Source organism: Massilia sp. TWR1-2-2 (assembly GCF_049897565.1).
Lineage (GTDB): Bacteria > Pseudomonadota > Gammaproteobacteria > Burkholderiales > Burkholderiaceae_D > JAFCUW01.
Genome location: NZ_JAFCWM010000044.1, coordinates 1 through 24354 on the forward strand (window position 1 = coordinate 1; position 24354 = coordinate 24354).

Sequence of the window (24354 nt, forward strand, 5' to 3'; positions counted from 1 at the left end):
TCGGCGCTCTCGCGTTCTTCAATATGTTTTACCGCTGGCGACATCTGGGTTTCCATGTGATTGCAACTTCCTTAATTAGCTGGATGAAGTTGTCTCACAGTAGTTTGACACAGGGGGCTGACGCCTGCGCAGCTGGTTGATTTGGTCGGCAAGCCTTAGCTGACCAACAGGGCTGCCAGATCGAACAATGTCGCGATCTCCTCTCGAGTTACGATTTCGACTCTCCGTATGAGAAGTAGCATAGAATGAAAAACTGAAAGACGAATCCCGTCCCCTGTTAAGACGTAGAATGGCGACCGAGGGTATGAATCGATGGCGGACGGTGTAGGAAGAATCGTAGTGCCAGCAAAGACCGCTGCTGTCCTACACAGCCCCTGCGACGGAGCCAAGGAAGTTCTGCCGTCCGATAGTGACTGTTCGAGCGATGGGGCGACGGCTGACGTCACTTCAGCGGCCGAAAGGATCAACTGCCTGCTTCAAGTGACAGCGGAACGCGACCTTACGTTTGCACAAAACCAGATGCTGTGCGGCGCCAATGAGAAGTTAGTGCTGGCGACGATTGAGGCGCAGACCTTGCGTGACGAAGCCGAGGCTGCGAATCATCGGCAGAACGAGGTTCCCGTTGCTGAAGCCTGACGCGTCCTGCTGTCGATTGACTTCCGGCGAGGCGCCGCAGACTGGACTCAGCCAGCGAATATTGCTCAGGGACAATCTTGACTCCAGTAATAAAACAGTTGCCGCGCTCCAATCTTGCGCTGTCTTTGTATTGGTAGGCGTACAGTATCGTTGGAAAGTCAGAACTCGAAGACACAGCTTGAACAGTGGGAGAAGTTCGTCACCGTCCGAGCTCTCTTGAGCGCGCAAGGACATCAGGGATTTTCCAAGTTCTCGTTGCCGCTGAGCGATCGATCAATCAATCAATAACGCCATTCTATGCAGACTTCCGATCAACAGCGATACGAAATGATCGAACGCGCATTGCGTCGGCAGTCGGATTATCCGGGTGGGGCCAACCTCATGCTATGGGAGCGTCTCGCCGCCGAGCTCAGCGTAATCATTGGTGCGGGAGGCTTTGATGCATTATATTTTCGCAGTCTGCATCTCGCCCGCGAATCATATCCCTGGATAATGCGCGGTCCAGAGCATGTTGCTGGCGAAGCGTTTCGCCCTGTGGCACTCAGCTTAAATGGCCATGACCCCACGGAGGCTAACGCGGCAAACGCCGCGTTGTTGGGTATTTTTACGCGAACGCTGACCATATTGATCGGCGAACTCTTATTGAACAACATCTTGCGCAAGGCTTGGGGCGATGATGCTCTATATCTCGCTCGAACGGAGCACGAATCATGAATAAAGTAAGCATTCAACGATTGGCCACTGGCGTACCGGGGTTAGATGAGCTTCTGGGTGGAGGCATTCCCGAGTTCTCGTTTAACTTAGTCGCGGGAACGCCAGGCAGCGGCAAAACCACGCTCGCGCACCAGATCATGTTTTCCCTGGCCAATCCGGACCGGCGTGCGTTGTTCTTCACCGTGCTGGGTGAGCCTCCACTAAAGATGCTTCGCTACCAGCAACAGTTTCCGTTTTTTGACATCAGCAAGATCAATGAATCCATCAAGTTCGTCAACCTGTCGGCCGACTTGCTGGATGGCGACTTCACCCGTGTATTGGCGCGTATAAACGAAGAAGTACAAGCGTTTTCCCCGAGCTTGGTTTTTGTCGACTCGTTCCGGTCAGTTGTGCAATCGGGAAACGTCACAGCTACGGGAGTCGGAATCGGAGGGTTGCAGCATTTTGTCCAACAGCTGGGTATGCAAATGACTAGTTGGCTGGCTACTACTTTTCTCATCGGTGAATACCTCGCCCCTGAAGCCGAGTCTAGTCCCGTATTCACAGTTGCAGATGGTATCCTCTGGCTCTCCCAGCTCATCCATAGAGATGCCCTCGTGCGCAAAATACAAGTGGTTAAAATCCGCGGCCAAGCGCAAAGTCTGGGTGTTCACACCTTTCGAATCAGTGACAGCGGAGTAGAGGTTTTTCCTCGCGCAGTTCTCAAGCCCTTTGGTTCACCAAAAATCCATATCGGGTATGACGAACGCGTATCGATGGGTATCCCGCCGCTGAACGAAATGATGGGCGGCGGATTGCCGGCGGGGTATTCGTTGCTAGTTGTCGGCCCGTCTGGTTCCGGCAAAACCATACTAGCGACGCAGTTCTTGGCGGAAGGAGTGCGTATTGGCGAGCCAGGTGTAGTTGCCGCATTCGAAAAAAGTCCAAATCAACTAATGAGCCGTCGGTTGAATGCTCTCATTGAAAATGGCGACGTGGGTGTAATAAATACTCGCACTCTCGACGTTTCGCTAGACGAGATCCTTCATGACATGGTCAAAATGATAGAGCGAATGAAGGCCAAGAGGGTAGTCATCGACTCCTTATCCGGCTTCGAGATGGCGCTGGCATCGATGTTTCGCGAAGACTTCCGGGAGTCACTTTACCGTCTAGTGGCAGTACTCACTCAGATGGGGGTGACTGTCTTGATGACCGCGGAAGTTGAAGACCGATATACTGAGCTTCGGTTCAGCTCTTATGGCAACGCTTTCCTGGCCGATGCGATTCTAATGCAGCGCTACGTAGAGATGCAGGGAAAACTTCGGCGCGTGCTTTCTGTGGTCAAGATTCGGGGTAGCGCGCACAGCGACGATATTCGGGTTTACGATATTGCGGCCGACGGCATCCATATCGGCGAACGTCTTCAGTTGCAAGGTATCCTTACCGGGCAGGCAGAGCCTAAATAGCCATGTGCGTGTGCGCGCACAGTTGCAGCTAGCTGGATCGAGCAGTCTCGGCCAAAACAGCACGTCCAAGATAGAGGTCAGCAGCGCCACTAGCCAGGTAGCGCCGGGGCCGACCATGCTTGGGCAGACTAGCGAACCGCTCAGCAAACGTTGGATCCTTGGTTATTAATACCTCGGACACTTGTTTGAGCGTGTTAATCGCGTTGCGGGCCGGATGGAACTTGCCCTTCAGAATGACGCCGATTTTATGGCTGGAGAAGGACGGCGACCGCGGTACTGGCATCGACACGACAGCTGTCAACGATGGTGGTGGGGCGGACCACGCCAACGTCCGGCAGCTAAAAAAAAGGCCAATTTGGAGAAGTCGGCCTTGCAAGTCGCGTAACCCTTTGATTATTACAGCTATGGGTCAGTTGCGTAGTAACACCCCGCCGAACGAAAAAAAAGCGCCCGCAGGCGCCTTTCGATGTGTGCGGCCGGCCGCGCCGGGTTCAAGCCTTCGGCAATGTGACGCCGCTTTGTCCCTGGTACTTGCCGCCGCGATCCTTGTACGACGTCTCGCAGACTTCATCGCTTTCGAAGAACAGCACCTGCGCGCATCCTTCGCCGGCGTAGATCTTGGCCGGCAACGGCGTGGTGTTGGAAAACTCCAGCGTCACGTAGCCTTCCCACTCCGGCTCGAACGGCGTCACGTTGACGATGATGCCGCAGCGCGCATAGGTCGATTTGCCGAGGCAGATGGTGAGAACATTGCGCGGAATGCGGAAGTACTCGATAGTGCGCGCCAGGGCGAACGAATTGGGCGGGATGATGCAAACATCGCTCTTGACGTCGACGAAGGAATTCGAGTCGAAGTTCTTCGGGTCGACGATGGTGCTGTTGATGTTCGTGAAAATCTTGAACTCGTCGGCGCAGCGGATGTCGTAGCCGTATGACGAGGTACCGTACGAAATCGTCTTGCGCCCTTCGGCGTCCTGGCGCACCTGGCCAGGTTCGAACGGCTCGATCATGCCGGTTTCGAGCGCCATGCGGCGGATCCATTTATCGCTTTTGATAGTCATCGCGGGGGCTTTTCCATAGAGTAGTCAATCGACGCTGGGCGCGCGCGGCGCGCCGGATGCAGCGATTTTACGCGAATTTATCCGCCCGGTATTTATTTACGATGACGCCAGCAGCCGCGCAATCATCTCGCGCGTCAGCGTCGCCGCAATGTCGGGCGACTCCATCGGAAACAGGTGTCCGCCCTTGATCTCGGCAAAGTTGTCGCCCACCAGGCGGCGCGTCGCATCGAGGCCGGCCTGGCGCAGTTCGAACGAGTTGTCGCCAGCGATGAAGCCGATCGGCACCGGGAATGGCGGGCGCACCAGCGTGCCCAGGTGGTGCGGCAGCGAGCGGTAGATATCGGTTTCGACTTCGCGCGAAAAGCGCAGCTGCACGCCGCCCGGATGCGGCATCAGGCCGTGCGACATGTAGTCTTCCAGCACCCCGGGCGCCCACGCCGCGAAGATCGGCTTGGAGGCGAAGTGCTGGTAGGCCGCCTGCGCGTCCGGCCACACGGTGCGGCGGCGCTGCGACGATTTGGCCGGCGAAAAGCGGTCGTCCCAGCCGCGCTCCTTGGCAAAGCGCAGCAGCCAGGCACGCCAGCCCGACACCACGGGCGAGTCGAGCATCACGACGCAGCGCACCAGGTCCGGGCGCTGCTTGGCGGCCATCAGGCTGAGCATGCCGCCGAGCGAATGACCGACCAGGATCGCCTGCTCGGGGTACGCTTCGAGCCGCGCGATCAGTTCGGCCACCAGCTCCGGCCAGCCGTCCGACACCGGAAACGCGTCGTCGTGGCCCACCATGTCGGTCGAGCGGACGTCGAACTCGTCGCCAAGGCCCTCGAGGAAGCGCCGATAGACGCCTGCCGGGAAGCCATTGCCGTGGGTGAAATGCAGAAGGTGTTTTGTCATGGCCACAATTGTAATGCGCCCGCCAACGGCTCAGCTAGAGGGAATCCCCTACTCTGCCGCGAACGCACCTGCAGCCGAGCATCAAGCAGGGCCGAATCTGACCTGATTGGCGCGCCGGCGCCATCATCGTGCGCGGCGTGTGGGACTGCGTCACGCCCGACTCGTGCCGCTGGCACCAGGCGCTCTCGCGCGATCACAGCCAGACGTGGGAAGAGAACTGGGTCATGCACTGGGTTCGCGCTTGAGCGTTAGCGCCCATACCAGTATCGCGCGTGCTCGCGCCGGTACTCGCGCGCGCCGGTGACGGTGCCGAAGTCGAGCATGACTGCGCCCGATTCATCGGTGCGCAGGCGCCCGATTGCCAGTTCGCCATAGCGCTCATAGACCTCCGCCTTCGGATGGCGATAGCGGTTGCGATGGCCGACCTGGAATACGCCTAGCGAAGGCCGAACGGCGAGCAGGAAGTCCGGCGTCGACGAAGTGCCGCTGCCGTGATGCGGCGCCAGCAGCACTTCGGCGCGCAGCTTGGCCGGCGCCGTCGACAGCAGTTGCTCTTCCTGCGCCGCCTCGATATCGGCCGCCAGCAGGATCGAGCGCGCCCCGGCCGAGATCCGCAAGGTGCAGCTGCGCGCATTCGGCTTCAAGTGAGCGTTCTTGTAGCTTGCCGCGGCGGGGTGCAGCATCTCGAAATCGACGCCATCCCAATGCCATCGCTGCCCCGCTTCGCACCGTACATGGCGCGCCGACGCGCGCACGACCGGATGGCCTGGACGCAGAGAAGACGCCACCCAGCCCACGGGCACGGTTTCCAGGATCGACGTGGCGCCGCCGGCATGGTCTGCATCGCTGTGGCTGACGACCACGCCGTCAAGTATGCCGATGCCGCGCGCCTTCAGGTAAGGCACGATGACGCGATTGCCGCCGTTCGACTCTGGAGAATACGCCGGACCGGTGTCGTACAGCAGCCGGTGGCCGGCCGTTTCAACCAGCAGCGCCATGCCCTGGCCGACGTCGAATGCGGTCACCGCGAACTGACCGGCCGCAGGAGCGGTCGGCACTTGCGTGAGCATCGGCAGCAGCGCGACAGCGCCGGCCCAGCGATGCGGCCAGCCGCGCGGCGCCAGCATCCACATGGTGCCGGCCAGCGCAAAGCAGAACATCCACGGCGATGGCGCCGGCGCGCTCCACACCGCCAGCGATCTGTCGCCAAGCCAGCCGAGGAACCAGGCCAGCGCCTCGACCGCAGCGTGGGCGACGCCCAGCAGCACACCCGACACCGGCGCCGGCAGCATGCTGCCCGCCAGCGCGAGCGGCGTGACGACGAAGCTGACCAGCGGTATCGCCACCGCGTTGGCGATCGGGCTGACCAGCGACACCTGCGAGAACAGCAGCATCGTCAGCGGCACCAGGCCGAGCGTGACGACGTACTGCGTGTGGGCGCCGAGCCGCACCAGGTTCCATAGCCCCGCGGTCGGCACGCCGACGCGCCCGACGGTGGCGAACAGGATGATGGCCACCGCGCCGAACGACAGCCAGAAGCCCGGCCACAGCACCGCCCATGGATCGAGCAGCACCACCACGACAAGCGCCACGCACAGCACATGCGACACGTTGCTGATGCGCCCCGACCACAGCGCGGCGGCGACCACGGTCAGCATGTACAGGGTGCGCTGCGCCGGGATGCCGAAGCCGGCCAGCAGCACGTACAGCAGCGCCACGACGACGCCGGTCAGCGCTGCCACCTTCTGCGCCGGCAGCAGCAGCGGCAGCTGGGCGCGGGTGAAGAACGAGCGGCGCCAGAGATACGACGCCAGCGCCGCGAACAGGCCGGCGATCATCGTGATGTGCAGGCCGGAGATCGAGATGAGGTGGCTGATGCCGGTGCGGCTGAACACCGCCCAGTCGGACTGGTCGATCGCGCGCTGGTCGCCGACCACCAGCGCGACGATCACGCCGGCGTACTGCTTGTCGGGCAGCGCGCGCAGGATGCGCTCGCGCAGCCTGGCGCGGCAACGCTCGACCACGTGGCCGAAGCCGGCGACGAAGCTGTCGAGCCGACGATTGCCGTCGCCGTCCGCGCGCACATAGCCGGTGGCGCGCACGCCCTGCTCGAGCAGCCAGACTTCGTAGTCGAAGCCGTACGGGTTGGCGTTGCCATGCGGCCGTTGCAGGCGCACGGTGAGCTGCCAGCGTTCGCCCGGCTGCACCGCGCCGACCGGCTGCGACTTGTCGCGAAAGCCCGCGTACCAGGCCAGCGATACGCGCGGCGGCACGGTGATTGTCGCGCCGACCACGCGTTCGACGGCGAAATTGAAGCGCACGCCCTGCTCGAAGCGGTACGGCAGGCTGTCGATGGTGCCGACTATGGTGACATCGCGGCCTTCGTCGTCAGACGCGAGCTGCGGCGCCAACGCCACATGGGCGATCAGCGCGGCCCAGCAAAAGCCGAGCAATGCGCCGGCCGCAGCCGCGCGCAAAGGCCCGCGCCAGCCGTACACGAGCAGCAAAGCAAGGGCAGCGCAAAACGCCATCGCGGCCGTGTCCGGCAAGGCGGCAAGGGTCTGTAGCCACGCGGCGCCGCAGACGAACCCAAGTATGGCGCACCGCATGGTGTGGCGATCGAAGTGGGAAACCGTTCAGTATCGGGCGGGGCGCATCGATTCGCATTGGGCGAAATCGAAGTCGTCTATGATTGGGACAATTTTTGGAGCTCACTATGCGCATTCGCGGCAAAGCCATCGGTATGGCCTGCATTCTCGCTGTTTCACTTGCTGGCTGGTCTTGGTGGAAGATCGCCAATTGGAGCGAGCATCAGCCGCGGCCGGCGCATCTGGTGTCGAACCCGTCATGGGCATTATTTGGCAGGTAGGGCGCGCACGAAATCGACCAGCGCCGTGACGAGCGCCGGCGCAACCGGCAGCGCCGGATCCGAGTAGGACGCCAGATGCGCCGGCATCGGCGCGTCGACCATCTTCAGCACGTGGTTCATGCCTGGGATGATCGTCAGCCGCGCCTGAGGACGCGCCTTCTTCAGCGCTTCGGCCTCGCCGACGGCAACCTGGATATCGGTGGTGCCCTGAACGATGAGTACCGGCATATCGAGGCCCGCGATGCGCTCGGCCGGCACATACTTGAACCACGAAATCAGGTAAGGCTGCACGCTGTCGCGGTACAGGGCCGCCAGTTCCTTGGGCGCGCTCGTCGTCGTGCGGCCGCCTTCGAGCGACACCAGGGCCGCCTCGTTCTGCGCCGCCAGCGCGGGCGGAAGCTTGCCGGCGAACTGCGTGCGCAATACGTCGGCAGCGCCACGCGCGACGCCGGCCACCGAAACGAACGCGTTAGCGCCCGCCTTTTTCGCGGCCAGCATGCCGATCAGCGAGCCTTCGCTGTGGCCGATCACCGTCACCGACGAAAAACGCGGATCTCGCCGCAGCATCGCGATCCAGCCGGCGGCATCGTCGACATAGGTTTCGAAGCGCAGGTAGGCCTCGCTTGGCCCGGCCGGCAGGCTGGCCGCGATGCCGCGCTTGTCGTAGCGTACCGACGCAATGCCGGCGTCACCCAGGGCCTGCGCCAACAGCATCAGGCTGTTGTTCGCGCCGGGCAGCGCGCTGCTGTTGCCGTTCCTGTCGGTCGGCCCCGACCCTGCGATGATCAGCGCCACCGGTATCGGCCCTTTCGACGCGGGCGCGATCAGGCTGCCGGCGACGTTGCCGGTCGGCGTATCGAGCACGATCGGCTGATCGGCTGCTGGCCCGGCCTGGGCGGCGGCGGCAACGACGGCGAACGCAAACGCCCCAAGAATCATGCGCAAGGCATCAGGCTTCAAGGTTTCCGCTCCTTTCGAATCGTCTATACATGAACAGAGAGTAAAAAGCCGGGACGATCGGCCCGGCCAGCAGCACTGTCAGGCATAGCCAGAGCGGCACACCCGCGAGCACGCCGATCAGCGACACCCCTGCCCCCGTGAATATCGTCTTGGCGGCGAAACGGTGAGTTGAATACCACACCCGTTCGCTGGCCAGGGTCCATGGCGTACGAATGCCGATCCAGAAATTGCGCCGCACCTTTCCCATCACATTACCGAGCAGACCAAAAAACACGGCCGAGCCGCCGAACACTGCCGTGTTGATTGGCATCGATGGCGAGTAAGCGCCCCATACCATGACGCACTGGAAGTAGCCGAGCAGCGCGACCAGGACGAAGCAGATATACCAGTAAGTCGTGCTGAAGGTGTCGACCTTAAAACGCGCCGGCGACAGTGACGGCAGCACCGTCCACACCAGCATCAACAGCACCATTAATGCGGTGTGGATGAACACGTAACTGCGCGGGCCGTAGCCGTCGATCGCGCCGGCGCCATTCCAGTGCGTCGGGATCGTCGCCGGCAGCTTCGAATAGAGCGCCAACGTGAACGCCACGGTCACCAGCACTACCAGGGCACACATCAGCAAATACCGGTTCTTCATTGTCGATCTCCTGTTCCGCCGCCAACCAGTTTGGCCGCCCAAGCCATAACGTCCTCTACCACTGTCGTGTTGAGGGCGTACCAGATCGTCTGGCCATCACGCCGGGCCGTAACCAGGCCGGCATCCTTGAGCACCGCGAAATGGTGCGACATGCCGGGCTTGCTCATGTCGAACCTCTGCGCCAGTTCGCCCGCCGTCATCGCCTCCTTGCGCAGCATGTGAAGGATCTCGCGCCGGGTCGGGTCGGCAATAGCCTTGAACGCCAGGTTGATCGTGCTCGCCATTTCAAATGCCGCTTAATTAAGTAACCACGGAAATGATAGCGGGGTAAGACTGCATTGTCAAGACAATCCTATTGCGTGATGGATTTGGACAGCATCGGAAAAACCCACCATAATCGAATGCATGAGTCCTTCAGGCAGGAAGTCCATCAATGAGTATTTACACTGAATTGCAATGACCACTTTCGGCTTCGTCAGACTATTCTCTTCGCCATTGCTGGCTTTTGTTATCTCGGCGATCGTCGTGTCGGCGTGCGGCTACGTGATTTATCGCGACGGCCGCGACAAGGGCCCGCGCCACTGGAAACTGCTGTCGCTGGTGGCGGAAGTGTGCGTCGCCGTCGGCCTCATCGGGCTGGCTACCTTCGCCGGGAGGATGAAGGTGGGCGCCGACCACCAGCTGCTCGAAGAGCGCGTGCGCCTGTTGCAGGCCGCGGTGGACGATCGCATGCAGCTGGCCGCGCTGGACAGCTGCGCGCCGGCGAGCGCGCGCCCGCTGGCCCCATACAACCCGTCGGTGGCAAAGAAGGAGTTGTGCGCGATTGCCGGCTCATTCAGAGTCGCCAACGCATCGGCCGCCGATCGGGAAGCGGCCGAACACTCGCTGCGCGACTTCACCGCCAAATATCCGGGCTGCGTCGAGAATATCTTCAGCCGCCATTCCGAGTGCAGCAACGTGGTGGCGTCGGCGTCGCAGCTGGCCGACGATCTCCACATCCTCGAAGCAAGCAAACAGACCGCCCGCGACGACGAGTCGATCGCCGCGATGCTGGAAGCACCGAATTCATGGGCATTCCTGCTGCTGGCGTTTGTAATAGCCGCCCTCGGCGTGTCGATCAAGTGCGCGCGCGCCGCGGCCGAATACGTCAATTCCGCCAAATCACCCTGAGATCAATGCCGACAGCCGCGGCAGCGCTGCCAGCGCGTTCTGCCGCGTGATGTGCGCGACCTGCGCCGCGGACACCCCGCGCATCTCGGCGAGCGCCATGCCGATCGCCGGCAGCTGCACGGGGCTGTTGCGCGCAGGGTGAATCCACACCGGCGAGATATCCGGGGCGTCGGTCTCCAGCACGATCGCTTCAACCGGCAGCGTGGTGGCCAGCCGCCGAATCTGCAGCGCGCGCGAAAACGTCATGGCGCCGCCGAAGCCGAGCTTGAATCCCAGGTCGATAAACGTCTGCGCCTGCTGAAAGCTGCCGTTGAACGCGTGGGCGATGCCGCCCGCCGGCCGGATCTGGCGCACGTGCTTGAGCACCTGGTCCTGCGAGCGGCGCACGTGCATCAGCACCGGCAAGTCGAACTCGCGCGCCATGCGCAGCTGCGCGCGAAAAAAGTGATCCTGCTTGTCGCGCATCGCCGGCTCGGTCAGCATCGGGATGAAGAAGTCCAGTCCCACTTCGCCGATCGCCACAAATCGGGGATCGCCCATCGCCGCATCTACCTTTGTGCGTAACAGGGCCAGGTCGTCTGCGGTCGCATTCGGCACGCACATCGGGTGGATGCCGAGCGCGTAGCTGGCATTCGGCGCCGTTGCGGCCAGTTGCGCCACGACGTCGAAATTGTAGCGGTCCACCGCCGGGATGACGATCATCGACACGCCCGCTTCGGCCGCCTGGCCGGCCACCGCAAGCGACTCACCACCGAATTCGTGCGCGTCCAGGTGGCAGTGTGTGTCGATCCACATGGTTCAGGCCTCCGCCGGCTGCAATCCGTTTTCGGTCAGCCGCAGCACGCGGTCGCAGCGCTGCGCCAGTTCGATGTCGTGGGTGACGATGACGAACGAGGTGCCGAGGGTGCTCGACAGGTCGAGCATCAGCGCGAAGATTTGCTGCGCGGTGGCGTGATCGAGGTTCCCGGTCGGTTCGTCGGCCAGCACGCAGGCCGGCTCGGTGACCAGCGCACGCGCGAGCGCCACCCGCTGGCGCTCGCCGCCGGACAGTTCGCCCGGCACATGCATGGCGCGTTTCGACAGCCCCACCCGCTCGAGGATTGCGGTGGCCTTCCGGACGGCCGACGCCCGGTCCTCGCGCCGGATCAACAGCGGCATGGCGACGTTGTCGAGTGCGGAGAATTCAGGCAGAAGATGATGGAACTGGTAGACGAATCCCAGCGACGAATTGCGCAGGTCGCCGCGCGCGGTCTCCGACATGGTTGCGAAATCGGCGCCGGCCAGCGTCACCGTGCCGGTGGTCGGCGTATCGAGTCCGCCCAGCAGGTGCAGCAGCGTCGACTTGCCCGAGCCGGACGCGCCGACGATGGCGACATGTTCGCCGCGATAGACGTCGAAGTCGACGTTGTCGAGTACCCGCACCTGGTAAGCGCCCTGGGTGTAGGTCTTGCCCAGGCCGCGGCACGACAGCACCGCCTCGGTGTCCCTATTCATAGCGCAGCGCCTCCGCCGGCTTCACGCGCGATGCCGCAAAGCTCGGGTACAGCGTCGCCAGGAAGGCCAGGCCCACCGATACGCCGGCGATCCCGAACACGTCGTTCCAGCGCAGGTCCGACGGCAAGGCGCTGATGAAGTAGATGTCCTTCGACAGGAACTGGATGCCGAACGCGCGTTCGATGAAGGGAATGATCACGTCGATATTGAGCGCCAGCAGCACGCCCGCGCTCACCCCGACGGCGGTTCCGATGATGCCGATCAGCGCGCCCTGGATCATGAAGATCTTCATGATCGAGCGCGGCGAAGAACCCAGCGTACGCAAGATGGCGATGTCGGCCTGCTTGTCGGTGACGGTCATGGCGAGCGTCGCGACCAGGTTGAAGGCGGCCACGGCGATGATCAGTACCAGGATGATGAACATCATCTTCTTCTGGCTTTGCACCGCGGCGAACCAAGTCGGGTTGTGCTTGGACCAGTCGCGCACCAGCAGCTGGCCTGGCAGGCTGGCGCTCAGTTCCTGGGCGACCCGCGGCGCGTCGTGCATGTCGGCCAGGCGAAGGCGCACGCCGGCCGGTGCGGCCAGGTTGGCGATCGCCTGCGCATCGGCCATGTGCACAAATGCCAGGCCGGAGTCGTATTCGAAGTGGCCCGCCTCAAAGATGCCGACCAGCGTGAAGTTGACCATGCGCGGCGCCATCTCGGCCGACACCGACTGGCCGGGCGCCACTGCCAGCGTGACCTTGTCGCCCACTTTGAGCGCAAGCGAGCGCGCCAGCTCGATGCCGAGGACGATGTTGAATTCGCCGGCGCGCAGGTCGGCGAACTTGCCCTGTACGATCTTGGTCGGCACGTCCGACACTTTCGATTCTTCCGCCGGCAGCACGCCGCGCAGCAGCGCCGGCTTCATCACGCCGTCGTACATCAGCATGCCCTGGGTCTCGGCAAACGGCGCCGCGCCCTTGACGGCCGGGTTCTTGAACGAATTGGCGATCACGCCCTGCCACTCCGGCATGTCGCCGCGCTGATTGTAGATTTCGATGTGCGCCACCACCGACAGCATGCGGTCGGTGACTTCCTTCTGGAAGCCGTTCATCACCGACAGCACGACGATCAAGGCCGCCACGCCAAGCGCGATGCCGGACACCGAGATGAGGGAGATGAACGAGATGAAGCTGTTGCGCGCGCTGCGCTTGCCGGCCCGCGTGTAGCGGATGCCGACGGCCCATTCGTAAGGCAGTTTGTCGATGAAGCTCATGTCGTGGCGCCGCGCAGGAGTGTCGAAGGGGCAGGTTCGGCCGGCTGCAGCCCCTGTTCGGTCAGGCGCAGCACGCGGTCGCAGCGCTGCGCCAGTTCGATATCGTGCGTGACGATGACGAAGGCGGTGCCGAGGGTGCTCGATAAATCGAGCATCAGCGCGAAGATCTGCTGCGCGGTGGCGTGGTCGAGGTTCCCGGTCGGTTCGTCCGCCAGCACGCAGGCCGGCTCGGTGACCAGCGCACGCGCGAGGGCGACGCGCTGGCGCTCGCCGCCCGACAGCTCGCCGGGCACGTGAATCGCGCGCTTCGACAGGCCCACGCGCTCGAGGATGGCGGCGGCCTTCTGCAGCGCCGCGGCGCGCGTGACGCGGCGGATCAGCAGCGGCATGGCGACGTTGTCGAGCGCGGAAAATTCGGGCAGCAGGTGGTGGAACTGGTAGACGAAGCCGAGCGAGGTGTTACGCAGGTCGCCGCGCGCCGTTTCCGACATCGTGGCGAAGTCGGCGCCGGCAAGCGTTACCGAGCCGGTGGTCGGCGTATCGAGCCCGCCCAAGAGGTGCAGCAGGGTCGACTTGCCGGAACCGGAAGCGCCGACGATCGCCACATGTTCGGCGCGCCGCACGCTGAAGTCGACGTTACTGAGCACGCGCACCTGGTAGCTGCCCTGGGTGTAAGTCTTGCCCAGGCCGCGGCAGGCCAGTACGGCAGTTGGCATCGGCTTATTCATAGCGCAGCGCCTCCGCCGGCTTCACGCGCGAGGCGGTAAAGCTCGGATAGATGGTGGCGATGAACGCCATCAGCACGGCGATGCCGCCGATGCCGAAGACGTCCGGCCAGCGCAGGTCGGACGGCAAGGCACTGACTTGGTATATATCGCTTGGCAAAACCTGGGTCCCAAATAAACGTTCGAAGAACGGCACGATGACGTCGATGTTCAACGCCACCACGGTGCCCAGGCCAACCCCGGCCAACGTGCCGAGGATGCCGATCACCGCGCCCTGGATAATGAAGATCTTCATGATCGAGCGCGGCGACGATCCGAGCGTGCGCAAGATGGCGATGTCGGCCTGCTTGTCGGTCACCGTCATTACCAGCGTCGACACCAGGTTGAAGGCGGCAACGGTGATAATCAGCGCCATCACGATCAGCATCATCTTTTTTTCCGTCTGCACCGCGGCGAACCAGGTCTTGTTCTGTTTAGACCAGTCGCGCACCTGCAAGTGCCCGGGCAAACTCGCTTCTAACTGCTGCGCCACCGGAATGGCCTGGTGGATGTCGGCGATGCGCAGGCGGATGCCTGATGGCGCATCGAGCCGCTCCATTCTCTGCGCGTCTTCCATGTGGACGAATGCCATGCCGTTATCGAATTCGAAGTGGCCGGCCTGGAATACGCCGACCAGCGTAAATGAGCGCATGCGAGGCACCATGCCGGCCGGCGTCACCTGCGCCTGGGCCAGCGCCATCGTCACCTTGTCGCCGATCTGCAGGCCGAGCGAACGCGCCAGCGAGTAGCCCATCACGATATTGAATTGACCGGGCACCAGCGCCGACAGGCTGCCGTGGGTGACGGTCTTGGCGACGTCGGACACTTTCGGCTCTTCCGACGGCAGCACGCCGCGGATCACCGCCGGGCGCATGCCGCCATCGCGCAGCAGCATGCCCTGGGTCTGCACGAATGGCGCGGCGCCCTTCACTGCCGGATTCTTGAAGGCGTCCTTCATCACTTCCTGCCAGTTGGCCATGCCGCCGCGCGGATCGAGCACTTCGATATGCGCCAGCACCGACAGCATGCGGTCGGTGACGTCCTTGCGAAAGCCGTTCATCACCGACAGCACGACGATCAGCGCGGCCACGCCGAGGGCGATGCCGGCCACCGAGATCAGCGAAATAAACGAGATGAAGCTGTTGCGGCCACTGCGCCGTCCGGCGCGCGTATAGCGCAGGCCGACCAGCCATTCGTACGGCAGTTTGTGGATGATACTCATGTGTTCCGACAGGTAATTCGTGTGAAGCCGAAGTGTGCCACACAAAGCTCGGCCATGACAGAGGTTGTCACAATTGAATCGCCCGGAACTTGGTCCTCGCCGGCGTCGAATCAATGGGACTGGTGCAGGTGCTGAACGATCCGCGCCCGGCCATCCCGCAATCGCTGCATGCGATCCTGACGGCGGAGTTGTCGGACAAGGCCGGCAGGCAGACGCTGGTGGCGCTGGCCGAAGATCACGGACTCGACGATCTGGCTGCCGAATTCACCGTGGCCCTGAAAAAGGAGCGCGAGCACCTTGGCCTGGTCACGACGTGGTTCGCGATCCGGCAGCGTCGGCCGGGATCTCGACCTCGCCATAGCTCATGCCGAGCGCCTCGTCGCCACCGCGCCGCAAGGCAGCGGCACGACACCGGCAGCCTGACGCCGCCGCCCCGCACACCGCGCGGCAGGAAAACGCGCGGCGTGCGGGCGAGCGCTATTAAAGAAGCAAGCTGGCGGGGCGAAAGCTGCCAGTTCGGCCACCGCCGCCACGGATGGCCTACAATATCGGCATGACCGAAATCACGCTCGTCCTGCCGTTCGCCCTGCCCCCGCCCGAACTTGCCCCTGACCTTATCCGCGCACTGAAGGCGCCCGCACTTGCGGCGCTGTTGTCGCGCACGTCGACGCACCAGGCCACCACGGCCGACCCAGGCGCGCGCGCGCTGCCGCACGAACTGTGGCTGGGACGCGCGCTGGGCCTGTCCGACGGGCGCAAACTGGCTGTCGCGGCGGCCGTGATGCGCGCTTACGGCCTCGATCCGGCCGACGGCGCCTGGTTCATCGTCAATCCTGCGCACATTGAAATCTCGCGCACCTTCCTGATGATGACAGACAGCCGCCGCCTCGGCCTGGTCGAATCGCACTCGCGCGCGCTGTTCGACAGCGCCAAACCGTATTTCGAGGACAGCGGTCACACGCTGCTGTATGGCGACGCCATGACCTGGTTCATGCGCGCCGATGCCTGGGGCGCGCTCGACACCGCGTCCGCCGATGCCGCCACCGCCATGAACCTGACCGACTATATGCCGCTCGGCGAGCGCGCGATCGACTACCGCAAGCTGCAAAACGAGGTGCAGATGCTGTGGCACCAGCATCCCGCCAACGCCGAACGCGAGGCGCGCGGATTCGCCACCATCAACGGCTTCTGGCCTTGGGGCGCCGCCGGCGCCGCCGATGCCGCCGAAACGGCCACTGAGCTGGCCTGCGCCGACGCGCCGCCCTGGCTGGCGGCGCTGGCCAGCCGCCACGGCGCCTCGTTTGCGCAGCTGCTGGCCGCACCCGGCAAGGACGTCATTTTTTGCGACGGCAGCCTGGCCGAGGCGGCGCTGGCGACCGACTGGGCCGGCTGGCTGCAGCACATGCAGCGGCTCGAGAACGACACTTTCGCCCCGCTACTTGGCGCGCTCTCGGGCGGCGTGGGCCGCGCGCGCCTGGTGCTCAGCCACCGCACTTCCCTTAGCGAATTGACCACCACCAGGCTGGCGCAGCGCAAATTCTGGCGCCAGCCGACCCTAGACCGATTGCTGCCATGACCCGCATCTCCACCCGCCCTTGTTCGTTCCGTGCATCCGAGATGCTGCGCCAGGGCGGCGTGCATCCCGTGCTGGCGCGCCTGTATGCGTCGCGCGGGCTGACCGATGCGCGCGAGCTGTCGAGCGAACTGGGCTCGCTGATGGCGCCGGCCGGCCTGCTGCACATCGACGCGGCGGCGGTATTCCTGGCCGACGCCATCGCCGCCGGCAAGAAGATGACGATCGTCGCAGACTATGACTGCGACGGCGCCACCGCCTGCGCCACCGCCCTGCGCGGCCTGCGCGCGATGGGCGCCATCGTCGACTTCATCGTGCCGAACCGGTTCGAGTACGGTTATGGCCTGACGCCCGAAATCGTCGAACTGACCGCGCGCGAAAAGTCGCCCGACATCATCATCACGGTCGACAACGGCATCGCCAGCATCGACGGCGTGGCGGAAGCGAACCGGCGCGGCATTGAAGTCGTCGTTACCGACCACCACCTGCCGGCCGACACGCTGCCGGCCGCGCGCGTGATCGTCAATCCGAACCAGCCCGAGTGCGGCTTCCCCAGCAAGCACCTGGCCGGCGTCGGCGTCGTGTTCTACGTGCTGCTGGCGCTGCGCGCCGAGATGCGCCGGCGCGGCATCTTCGACGCCCAGACCCAGCCCAAGCTCGACAGCCTGCTCGACCTGGTCGCGCTGGGCACCGTGGCCGACGTCGTGCGGCTCGATCCGAACAACCGCATCCTGGTCGCGCAAGGCATCAGGCGGATGCGCGCCGGCCGCATGCACGCTGGCGTGGCGGCGCTGTTTCGCGTCGCCGGGCGCGAGTCGCGCAGCGCGTCGCCGTTCGACCTTGGCTTTGCGCTGGGGCCGCGGCTGAACGCGGCCGGCCGGCTCGACGACATGTCGCTCGGGATCGAATGCCTGGTCACCGACGACGAGGGGCGCGCCTGGCAGATCGCGCAGCAGCTCAACGAGATCAATCTGAAGCGGCGCGAGATCGAGGCCGAGATGCAGGATGGCGCGCTGGTGCACCTCGATTCCTACCAGCCGGCCGAGAGCAGCACCATCGCCGTGTTCGACGCCGGCTGGCACCAGGGCGTGATCGGGATTGTCGCTTCGCGCCTGAAGGAGAAGTTCTTCCGCCCGACGATCACGTTTGCGCCGGGCGCCGACGGCTGGATCAAGGGTTCCGGGCGATCGATCCCCGGTTTTCACTTGCGCGACGCGCTCGACCTGGTATCGAAGCGCGCGCCCAGCCTGATCGACAAATTCGGCGGCCACGCGATGGCGGCCGGCCTGACGATCCGTGCCGATGCGTTCGACGCGTTTGCCAAGGCGTTCGAGGCGGTCGGCCAGGCCTGGCTGACGACGGCGCAGCTCGAGCGCGTGATCGAAACCGACGGTCCGCTGGAAGACGCTTACTACACCACTGCGTTCATCGACCTGATGGACGGCCAGGTGTGGGGCCAGGGCTTTGCGCCGCCGGTGTTTTGCGACGAATTTCGCGTCATCAGCCAGCGCATCCTGAAGGAGCGACACCTGAAACTGCTGCTGGAGCGCAACGGCACGCGCTACGACGCGATCTGGTTCGGCCACACCGCGTCGCTCGGCGAGCGCGCGCGCGTCGCGTTCAGGCTCGACGCCAACGAATACAACGGCGTCACCAAGGTGCAGCTGATGGTGGAACACGCCGAAGCGGCCTGATTGCCGCGAACTCCAGCCCCCACACGCGATTTCTGCACGCACGGCATTTGCATGAATCCCGAAAAAGGAGTATAACTACTCCATAACCGGAGGAAACCATGAATCTCGCCTACGCCTACCCGAAGAGCCGTTTCGAACCTGCCGTCCTGGTCGACCTCAACGCCAGGGCCGAACGCGAGCGGCTGTCCAAGTCCGCCCTGAAGGGTTTTTTCAAGCTGGTCGCCGCCTGGCAGCTGCGCGACGAAGACGCCCGCGAACTGCTGGGCGGCCTGTCCTCCTCCACCTTCTACGAGTGGAAGAAGAACCCGGAGCGGGTGCTGGAAGTCGACCGCATCACGCGCATCTCCTACCTGCTCGGCATCTACAAGGCGCTGCACATCCTGTACGGCGACAAGCTGGCCGACGAGTGGGTCACGCTGCCGAACAAGAACGCCGTCTTCGGCGGCCGCACGCCGCTGTCGCAGATGCTGGCCGGCGGCCTGCTGGCGATGCAGACCGTGCGCAAGCTGCTTGACGCGCGGCGCGGAGGGCTGTGACCTTGGCCGCTTCTCCAAAACTGACCGCGCTGCGTCAGTTCGATACCTGCCGCCTGATCCCGTCGCGCTTCGCGGATGTCGAGGACTCCGTGCTGGCCCCGCTGGCCGACGACGACGGCATGCTGCGCGACCTGTTCGACCTCGATAACGCGACCAACGAACGCCTGCGCGGCGAATATGGCGGCCTGCCCGGCATCGGTGTCGACGAGCTGGTATTCGGCGTGCCGAACTTCCGCATCATTAACGCGGCCTACACCTATCCGCGTCCCGAGGGCAGCCGCTTCAACGACGGCGAGCGCGGCGCCTGGTACTGCGCCTTCGAACCCGAGACCGCGCTGGCCGAGATCACCTTCCACAAAACCGTCGAGTACATGGAAATCGACCGCTTCGACGACAGCGTCACGTACCAGACGATGCTGGCCGACTTCACCAGCACGTTCCATGACCTTCGCGGCCAGCGCGGCTTTTCAAAGGCGCTGGCGTCCGACAGTTACGTCGCATCCCAGCAGCTGGCAGCGAACCTGCTCGAAGCCGGGTCGATGGGAGTGATTTTCCCCAGCGTGCGGCGCGACGGCGGCACCAACCTGGCGTGCTTTCGGCCCGCACTGGTGGGTAACGTGCGCAAAGGCGGCGCCTATCGGTTAACATGGGCGGGTTCGCCGACTCCGGTCGTCGAGTCCATCTGACCTTTATTTTTTAGCTGCCATGAATACGAATCCCGACAACGATACCGACCTGCGCCTCAAGATCAACAGCGAAACCGCGCGCATGCCATGGGCTGAACTGGAGAAGCACTTTGCCCAGGGCTCAGTGCTCTTCGTCAGCCCTGACCTGGACCTGATTGACGTCGCCGTGCGCATTTCGCACGACGACAAGGACAGCATCTCATCGTGGATGGGTGCGGGGAAAATCGGCAAGGTGACCGACCAGCAGGCGCAGGCCTGGACCGAAGGGCAAGCGTCGCTGTGGACGTCCGTGGTGCATCCGTTTATTCTGGTTCAGCAGGAAAAAGCGAAGCTGAACTAGACGAACCGCTAGCGCGACAAATCGACCGCGTACAGCGAATAGCCCTTGCCACCACCATCATCGGCGCGCAGCAGCGACACATTCGAGATGCCCGCCTGCTCGGCCAGCGCGAGTACGCCAGGCGCCGAACGGAACACCACCGGTCCGGCCGTCTTCACCTTCGCAAACCGCCAGCTGCGCTGCGCCCCGTGGGACGCAAACGTCAGCTGCCTGGCACCCTTGATGTACGCAATGAGCACATCGCGATTGTTGTCCGGCGACGCAAACACGGTCTTGCTGCCGTCGAGTCCAGGGAAAGCCCCGCCGCCGCTGGCCCGATAGTTATTGGTCGCGACGATGAACTCCTGATTTGCCGCCACCGGTTTGCCGCGGTACGTCAGTTTGCCGATCCGCTTGCCCGGCTGCTGCGTAACGTCGATCTCGTAACTGATGTCGCTCGAGGTGATGGTGTCGAAGTTATAGCTCGGGAAGGACGGGTTGACCAGCTCCTGCGGCGCTGCGGCGGCCGGATCAATCGTGTTGAAACGCCCGGCGCCATGCTCGAGCCACGCCAGCAGCGAAGCGCCGTCCACCTTCACCGCGTACAGCGTGTTCGGGTACAGGTACAGGTCCGCGGCGTTATTGAGCGCGATGTCGCCGGCCTTCACGTCGGTATAGTCGGTCACGCCGGCCGAGCCGCTCTTGAACGCCGACGCCATCGACAGCACCGGCAGCGCCGCGTACTGCGGCAGGTTGGCCTTCACATACTTGGTCACGTAGTCCGCCTGCGCGTGGTTCACCACCGCGATGGCCGACACGTCGCCGACATCGGCGAAATAACTCGACATGCGAAACGCACTGGCGCCGACCGGCGTCTTGACGTAGCCGATGGTTGCCGCATGCTCGTCCGCGACCAGCGCCGCCACCGCCGGATCGGCCGCCACGAACGACTTGTCGGCCAGCTGCGCGCCACGCGCCTCGACCGTGGTCTTGCGCTTGTCGACGACCCAGCGCGCGCCGTCGTGCGTCAGGTGCAGGCCGATCACGCCCAGGTGCTTGCCCCACAGGTTGGCCATGGTGGTCGGCACGCCGTTGACCAGCCCGGCCGCCTTGTCGACGCCGGCCAGCTTGAACTGCGCCACGCCGCTGGCCGCGTTCGGAAACACCTGGTGCGAGTGGCCGAGCAGCATGGCGTCGATCCCCGGCACTTGCGACAGATGGTAATTACCATTTTCCATGTCCGGCGTGTACGGGCCGTCGTCGAGGCCACCGTGCGAGATCGCGATGACCAGGTCGGCGCCTTCCGCGCGCATCTGCGGAATGTACTTCAGGGCCGTTTCGCGCACGCCCTCGGTGTAGACCTTGCCGTCGAGCCAGCGCTTGTCCCATGCGAGGATGGTGGGCGGCGCAAAGCCGATGATGCCGACCTTGACTGTCGCGGTGACTGGCTTGCCGTTCGCATCCAGCGCGCTCACTTGCTTGGCGATGATGCGGTATGGCGCAAACAGTTGCTTCGCGACTTGGTGCTGTAGACGTTGGCCAGCACTTGCGGAAACGCCGGCCCGGCGCAGCGCGGCTTGGTGGAATCGACGCCATCGACGTCGAAACGGCTGCCGGTCACCTGGTTCAGGTACGGCAACCCGTAGTTGAACTCATGGTTGCCGATGCCGCCACCGTCGAAGGCGAGCAGGTTCATGACCTTGTAGACAGCCAGCGTCTTGTCGCAGCGCAACGGCGCCACCAGCGCCTGGTAGTCGGCCAGCGCGGTGCCCTGGATGGTGTCGCCATTGTCGAGCAGGACTGTATTCGGGAACTCCTTGCGTGCCTGGGCGATCAGCGTGGCGGTACGATCCAGCCCGAAGGAAGGGTCAGGCGCCAGCTTGTAGTAGTCATAGCCGAGCAGGTTCGAATGGATGTCGGTCGTCTCCAGCACCGCCAGCACCGCCGTTGTGCCTGCCGGCACGGAAATGCGCTGGCCAGGCACCGCGCAAGCGCTCAGGATCAGGGGCAACAGGGACAGGCAAGACTTGGCGCGCATGCGATTCCAGTGTAAATGATAATGTTGGACAGCATGATACGCAGTGCGCCGTCCAGCATCAAGCACGGAACCAACTGCCGCGCCGGCGCTTCTAATACACATCGGGGCTGTGCCGACGGCCCTTGGGACGCCAAATGTTACGACAGAGCTACGCCATGCTTGAGCGCGTCTTGCGTCTGCTCCTCGCCGCGCTGCTGATGGCGTGCGGCTCGCTTGCGGCCACGGCGGCGCCGCGCGCGTCCGTGATGCTGCTGACCATCGACGGCCCGATCGGGCCCGCCAGCGCCGATTACGTGGTCCGTGGCATTGCCCGCGCGGCCAAGGGAGGCAGCCAGCTGGTCATCGTGCAGATCGATACTCCCGGCGGCCTCGACCTGTCGATGCGGTCGGTGATCAAGGCGATCCTGACCTCGCCGGTGCCGGTGGCGAGCTTCGTCGGCCCGAGCGGGGCGCGCGCCGCCAGCGCCGGCACCTACATCGTGTACGCCAGCCATATCGCGGCAATGGCGCCCGGCACCAACCTGGGTGCTGCCACGCCGGTCCAGATCGGCGCGCCCGGCGCCCCGCCGCTGACGTTGGCGCTCGAGCGCAAGGCCGTCAACGACGCCGCCGCCTACCTGCGTGGCCTGGCGCAAATGCGTGGCCGCAATGCCGAATGGGCCGACCGCTCGGTGCGCGAAGGCGTCAGCCTGGCGGCCGACGACGCTCTCAAGGAACGCGTCATCGATCTGATCGTGCCGAATGTGGCGGCGCTGGCCGCGAAACTCGACGGCGCCAACGTAAAGGTGCTCGGCAACGAGTTGACGCTGCAGACGGCCGGCGCGCCGTTGATCAAGGTTGAGCCGGACACCCGTTCGCGCCTGCTCACCGTCATCACCAATCCCAGCATCGCGCTGATCCTGATGAGCATCGGCATCTACGGCCTGCTGTTCGAATTCATGAGTCCGGGCGCGGTCGCTCCCGGCGTCATCGGCGCCATCTGCCTTGTGCTTGCGCTGTACGGCTTGCAGCTGCTGCCAGTCAACTACGCTGGCCTTGCTCTCATTTTGCTCGGCATTACATTCATGATCGCCGAGTCATTCCTGCCCAGTTTTGGCACGCTGGGCCTGGGCGGCATTGCCGCCTTCGTGGCCGGCGCGCTGATCCTGGTCGACACCGACCTGCCCGACTACGGCATTTCGATCTGGCTGGTCGCCACGGTGGCCATCGCCAGCGCGCTGCTGATGGCGCTGACGGTCAACGTCGCGCTGCGTTCGCGCCGGCGCGCCATCGTCAGCGGCATCGACAACCTGATCGGCACCGTTGCCGAAATGCTCGACGACACCGAGCGCGAAGGATGGGCCAATGCAGGCGGCGAGACCTGGCGCGTTGCCAGCGCGGTGCCGCTGCGGCGCGGGCAGCAAGTGCGCATCGTCGGGCGCGCCGGCCCGATCCTCGACGTCGCCCCGATCGACCAATACACCAAGGGAGAACTGCCATGATCGTCGAATTCGGCTTTGGCCTCGGCGCGCTCGTCTTGCTGCTGGCGGCGTTGCTGGCGACGTCGGTGCGGGTGCTGCGCGAATATGAGCGCGGCGTCGTGTTTCAGCTGGGCCGCTTCTGGGCCGTGAAGGGCCCCGGGCTGATCCTGCTGATTCCGGTGCTGCAGCAGATGGTGAGGGTCGACCTGCGAACGGTGGTGCACGACGTGCCCACGCAGGACGTGATCTCGCGCGACAACGTTTCCGTCAAGGTCAACGCGGTGCTGTACTTTCGCGTGATCGATCCGCAGCGGGCCATCATCCAGGTTGCCAATTACTTCGAAGCGACCAGCCAGCTGGCCCAGACCACGTTGCGTTCGGTGCTCGGCAAGCATGAACTGGACGAGATGCTGGCCGAGCGCGAGCGACTCAACATCGACATTCAGCAGGTGCTCGACGCCCAGACCGATACCTGGGGCATCAAGGTGGCCAACGTCGAGATCAAGCACGTCGACCTCGACGAGTCGATGATCCGGGCGATCGCGCGCCAGGCCGAGGCCGAGCGCGAGCGGCGCGCCAAGGTCATTCACGCCGAGGGCGAGCTGCAGGCGTCCGAAAAGCTGATGCAGGCGGCGCAGGTGCTGGCGCAGCAATCCGGCGCCATGCAGCTGCGTTACTTGCAGACCTTGGCTAACATCGCCGGGGAAAAGACCTCCACCATCGTGTTCCCGGTGCCGATGGACCTGCTCGGCAGGGGTCAGGTCTGATATTCGGACATTTCGCTTTTTGAAATGTTCGAATGCCCCCTCTGTCAGACTAGTTGTCACCCTACATTTTTGGGAGACAACATGAGTAAACTGTATTCTGATGCTTTTATCGAGCAAGCCTTCGTCAAGGTTTATTCTCGAGGCAAACGTACCG

At 63.9% G+C, this 24354-nt stretch carries 23 protein-coding genes and 1 pseudogene; 12 read left to right on the forward strand and 12 right to left on the reverse strand.

Features of this window, described 5'->3' with window-relative positions; translation table 11 throughout:
• The first annotated feature begins 339 nt into the window (after window positions 1-339).
• The 3 genes from ACP7DD_RS24315 to ACP7DD_RS24325 all read left to right on the forward strand — a co-directional run bounded on the left by ACP7DD_RS24315 (window position 340) and on the right by ACP7DD_RS24325 (window position 2795).
• A complete protein-coding gene (locus ACP7DD_RS24315) occupies window positions 340-636 on the forward strand; it encodes a hypothetical protein (RefSeq protein ID WP_426177686.1) in 297 nt (98 codons plus the stop codon).
• A 297-nt stretch (window positions 637-933) separates the two neighbouring features.
• Window positions 934-1350 carry a hypothetical protein gene (locus ACP7DD_RS24320; RefSeq protein ID WP_426177688.1) on the forward strand — a complete coding sequence of 139 codons (417 nt, stop codon included), beginning with the start codon at window positions 934-936 and terminating at the stop codon, window positions 1348-1350.
• On the forward strand, window positions 1347-2795 hold the full coding sequence (locus ACP7DD_RS24325) for an RAD55 family ATPase (protein ID WP_426177689.1): 1449 nt from the start codon (window positions 1347-1349) through the stop codon (window positions 2793-2795). The genes ACP7DD_RS24320 and ACP7DD_RS24325 overlap by 4 nt, the downstream gene beginning before the upstream one ends.
• A 491-nt stretch (window positions 2796-3286) precedes the next feature.
• On the opposite strand, the gene dcd is transcribed toward ACP7DD_RS24325, so the two are convergent.
• From dcd to ACP7DD_RS24355, 6 genes are all read right to left on the reverse strand, one after another.
• Window positions 3287-3856, reverse strand: coding sequence for a dCTP deaminase (gene dcd, locus ACP7DD_RS24330; RefSeq protein ID WP_099788378.1), 570 nt, complete (start codon window positions 3854-3856; stop codon window positions 3287-3289).
• A 96-nt stretch (window positions 3857-3952) separates the two neighbouring features.
• Entirely contained in the window at window positions 3953-4750 is a 798-nt protein-coding gene (locus ACP7DD_RS24335) for an alpha/beta fold hydrolase (protein WP_426177692.1), read from the reverse strand.
• A gap of 248 nt (window positions 4751-4998) precedes the next feature.
• Window positions 4999-7359, reverse strand: coding sequence for a DNA internalization-related competence protein ComEC/Rec2 (locus tag ACP7DD_RS24340; RefSeq protein WP_426177694.1), 2361 nt, complete (start codon window positions 7357-7359; stop codon window positions 4999-5001).
• 245 nt (window positions 7360-7604) lie between these two features.
• Window positions 7605-8579, reverse strand: a complete 975-nt coding sequence (locus ACP7DD_RS24345; protein ID WP_426177695.1) for an alpha/beta hydrolase — start codon at window positions 8577-8579, stop codon at window positions 7605-7607.
• Window positions 8569-9219, reverse strand: coding sequence for an SdpI family protein (locus tag ACP7DD_RS24350; RefSeq protein WP_426177697.1), 651 nt, complete (start codon window positions 9217-9219; stop codon window positions 8569-8571). Before ACP7DD_RS24350 ends, ACP7DD_RS24345 begins: the two co-directional genes overlap by 11 nt.
• Window positions 9216-9503 carry an autorepressor SdpR family transcription factor gene (locus tag ACP7DD_RS24355; protein ID WP_426177699.1) on the reverse strand — a complete coding sequence of 96 codons (288 nt, stop codon included), beginning with the start codon at window positions 9501-9503 and terminating at the stop codon, window positions 9216-9218. Before ACP7DD_RS24355 ends, ACP7DD_RS24350 begins: the two co-directional genes overlap by 4 nt.
• 172 nt (window positions 9504-9675) lie before the next feature.
• Here ACP7DD_RS24355 and ACP7DD_RS24360 point away from each other — a divergent pair, with 172 nt between their 5' ends.
• Window positions 9676-10389 (forward strand): hypothetical protein, encoded by a 714-nt coding sequence (locus ACP7DD_RS24360; RefSeq protein ID WP_426177701.1) that lies wholly within the window; start codon window positions 9676-9678, stop codon window positions 10387-10389.
• Here ACP7DD_RS24360 and ACP7DD_RS24365 read toward each other — a convergent pair.
• The 5 genes from ACP7DD_RS24365 to ACP7DD_RS24385 are packed head-to-tail and all read right to left on the reverse strand — an operon-like array spanning window position 10381 to window position 15127.
• Window positions 10381-11184, reverse strand: coding sequence for a TatD family hydrolase (locus tag ACP7DD_RS24365; RefSeq protein ID WP_426177703.1), 804 nt, complete (start codon window positions 11182-11184; stop codon window positions 10381-10383). The genes ACP7DD_RS24360 and ACP7DD_RS24365 overlap by 9 nt on opposite strands.
• Before the next feature lie 3 nt (window positions 11185-11187).
• Entirely contained in the window at window positions 11188-11883 is a 696-nt protein-coding gene (gene lolD / locus ACP7DD_RS24370) for a lipoprotein-releasing ABC transporter ATP-binding protein LolD (RefSeq protein WP_426177705.1), read from the reverse strand.
• Window positions 11876-13141, reverse strand: coding sequence for a lipoprotein-releasing ABC transporter permease subunit (locus tag ACP7DD_RS24375; RefSeq protein ID WP_426177707.1), 1266 nt, complete (start codon window positions 13139-13141; stop codon window positions 11876-11878). The genes lolD (ACP7DD_RS24370) and ACP7DD_RS24375 overlap by 8 nt, the downstream gene beginning before the upstream one ends.
• Entirely contained in the window at window positions 13138-13857 is a 720-nt protein-coding gene (gene lolD / locus ACP7DD_RS24380) for a lipoprotein-releasing ABC transporter ATP-binding protein LolD (RefSeq protein WP_426177709.1), read from the reverse strand. The genes ACP7DD_RS24375 and lolD (ACP7DD_RS24380) overlap by 4 nt, the downstream gene beginning before the upstream one ends.
• A 4-nt stretch (window positions 13858-13861) precedes the next feature.
• A complete protein-coding gene (locus tag ACP7DD_RS24385) occupies window positions 13862-15127 on the reverse strand; it encodes a lipoprotein-releasing ABC transporter permease subunit (RefSeq protein WP_426177711.1) in 1266 nt (421 codons plus the stop codon).
• A 113-nt stretch (window positions 15128-15240) separates the two neighbouring features.
• On the opposite strand from ACP7DD_RS24385, the gene ACP7DD_RS24390 reads away from it, so the two are divergent.
• From ACP7DD_RS24390 to ACP7DD_RS24415, 6 genes are all read left to right on the forward strand, one after another.
• The gene (locus ACP7DD_RS24390) at window positions 15241-15684 is read left to right on the forward strand and encodes a hypothetical protein (protein WP_426177713.1); all 444 of its coding nucleotides are present in this window, start codon (window positions 15241-15243) and stop codon (window positions 15682-15684) included.
• Window positions 15663-16703, forward strand: a complete 1041-nt coding sequence (locus ACP7DD_RS24395; protein WP_426177714.1) for a hypothetical protein — start codon at window positions 15663-15665, stop codon at window positions 16701-16703. Before ACP7DD_RS24390 ends, ACP7DD_RS24395 begins: the two co-directional genes overlap by 22 nt.
• A complete protein-coding gene (gene recJ, locus ACP7DD_RS24400; RefSeq protein ID WP_426177716.1) occupies window positions 16700-18394 on the forward strand; it encodes a single-stranded-DNA-specific exonuclease RecJ in 1695 nt (564 codons plus the stop codon). Before ACP7DD_RS24395 ends, recJ begins: the two co-directional genes overlap by 4 nt.
• 98 nt (window positions 18395-18492) lie before the next feature.
• Window positions 18493-18930 (forward strand): MbcA/ParS/Xre antitoxin family protein, encoded by a 438-nt coding sequence (locus ACP7DD_RS24405; protein WP_099788363.1) that lies wholly within the window; start codon window positions 18493-18495, stop codon window positions 18928-18930.
• Window positions 18931-18932: 2 nt separating this feature from the next.
• The gene (locus ACP7DD_RS24410; RefSeq protein ID WP_426177718.1) at window positions 18933-19616 is read left to right on the forward strand and encodes an RES family NAD+ phosphorylase; all 684 of its coding nucleotides are present in this window, start codon (window positions 18933-18935) and stop codon (window positions 19614-19616) included.
• A 19-nt stretch (window positions 19617-19635) separates the two neighbouring features.
• On the forward strand, window positions 19636-19956 hold the full coding sequence (locus tag ACP7DD_RS24415) for a DUF2288 domain-containing protein (RefSeq protein ID WP_426177720.1): 321 nt from the start codon (window positions 19636-19638) through the stop codon (window positions 19954-19956).
• 8 nt (window positions 19957-19964) lie between these two features.
• Here ACP7DD_RS24415 and ACP7DD_RS24420 read toward each other — a convergent pair.
• Window positions 19965-21973, reverse strand: a pseudogene (locus ACP7DD_RS24420) (bifunctional 2',3'-cyclic-nucleotide 2'-phosphodiesterase/3'-nucleotidase).
• 155 nt (window positions 21974-22128) lie between these two features.
• Between ACP7DD_RS24420 and ACP7DD_RS24425 the strand changes: the two are divergent.
• Window positions 22129-23454, forward strand: a complete 1326-nt coding sequence (locus ACP7DD_RS24425; protein ID WP_426177722.1) for an NfeD family protein — start codon at window positions 22129-22131, stop codon at window positions 23452-23454.
• Window positions 23451-24200 carry a slipin family protein gene (locus ACP7DD_RS24430; protein WP_426177724.1) on the forward strand — a complete coding sequence of 250 codons (750 nt, stop codon included), beginning with the start codon at window positions 23451-23453 and terminating at the stop codon, window positions 24198-24200. The genes ACP7DD_RS24425 and ACP7DD_RS24430 overlap by 4 nt, the downstream gene beginning before the upstream one ends.
• Window positions 24201-24354: the final 154 nt, after the last annotated feature.

Bases quoted from the DNA above. Each gene is read 5' to 3' on its own strand.
- ACP7DD_RS24335 (WP_426177692.1), bottom strand. From the start codon at position 4,750: ATGACAAAACACCTTCTGCATTTCACCCACGGCAATGGCTTCCCGGCA.
- ACP7DD_RS24430 (WP_426177724.1), top strand. From the start codon at position 23,451: ATGATCGTCGAATTCGGCTTTGGCCTCGGCGCGCTCGTCTTGCTGCTG.
- ACP7DD_RS24355 (WP_426177699.1), bottom strand. From the start codon at position 9,503: ATGGCGAGCACGATCAACCTGGCGTTCAAGGCTATTGCCGACCCGACC.
- lolD (WP_426177705.1), bottom strand. From the start codon at position 11,883: ATGAATAGGGACACCGAGGCGGTGCTGTCGTGCCGCGGCCTGGGCAAG.
- ACP7DD_RS24390 (WP_426177713.1), top strand. From the start codon at position 15,241: ATGGGACTGGTGCAGGTGCTGAACGATCCGCGCCCGGCCATCCCGCAA.
- lolD (WP_426177709.1), bottom strand. From the start codon at position 13,857: ATGCCAACTGCCGTACTGGCCTGCCGCGGCCTGGGCAAGACTTACACC.
- ACP7DD_RS24405 (WP_099788363.1), top strand. From the start codon at position 18,493: ATGAATCTCGCCTACGCCTACCCGAAGAGCCGTTTCGAACCTGCCGTC.
- ACP7DD_RS24385 (WP_426177711.1), bottom strand. From the start codon at position 15,127: ATGAGTATCATCCACAAACTGCCGTACGAATGGCTGGTCGGCCTGCGC.
- ACP7DD_RS24340 (WP_426177694.1), bottom strand. From the start codon at position 7,359: ATGCGGTGCGCCATACTTGGGTTCGTCTGCGGCGCCGCGTGGCTACAG.
- ACP7DD_RS24425 (WP_426177722.1), top strand. From the start codon at position 22,129: ATGCTTGAGCGCGTCTTGCGTCTGCTCCTCGCCGCGCTGCTGATGGCG.
- ACP7DD_RS24325 (WP_426177689.1), top strand. From the start codon at position 1,347: ATGAATAAAGTAAGCATTCAACGATTGGCCACTGGCGTACCGGGGTTA.
- ACP7DD_RS24350 (WP_426177697.1), bottom strand. From the start codon at position 9,219: ATGAAGAACCGGTATTTGCTGATGTGTGCCCTGGTAGTGCTGGTGACC.
- ACP7DD_RS24375 (WP_426177707.1), bottom strand. From the start codon at position 13,141: ATGAGCTTCATCGACAAACTGCCTTACGAATGGGCCGTCGGCATCCGC.
- ACP7DD_RS24365 (WP_426177703.1), bottom strand. From the start codon at position 11,184: ATGTGGATCGACACACACTGCCACCTGGACGCGCACGAATTCGGTGGT.
- recJ (WP_426177716.1), top strand. From the start codon at position 16,700: ATGACCCGCATCTCCACCCGCCCTTGTTCGTTCCGTGCATCCGAGATG.
- ACP7DD_RS24395 (WP_426177714.1), top strand. From the start codon at position 15,663: ATGGCCTACAATATCGGCATGACCGAAATCACGCTCGTCCTGCCGTTC.
- ACP7DD_RS24360 (WP_426177701.1), top strand. From the start codon at position 9,676: ATGACCACTTTCGGCTTCGTCAGACTATTCTCTTCGCCATTGCTGGCT.
- ACP7DD_RS24320 (WP_426177688.1), top strand. From the start codon at position 934: ATGCAGACTTCCGATCAACAGCGATACGAAATGATCGAACGCGCATTG.
- ACP7DD_RS24415 (WP_426177720.1), top strand. From the start codon at position 19,636: ATGAATACGAATCCCGACAACGATACCGACCTGCGCCTCAAGATCAAC.
- dcd (WP_099788378.1), bottom strand. From the start codon at position 3,856: ATGACTATCAAAAGCGATAAATGGATCCGCCGCATGGCGCTCGAAACC.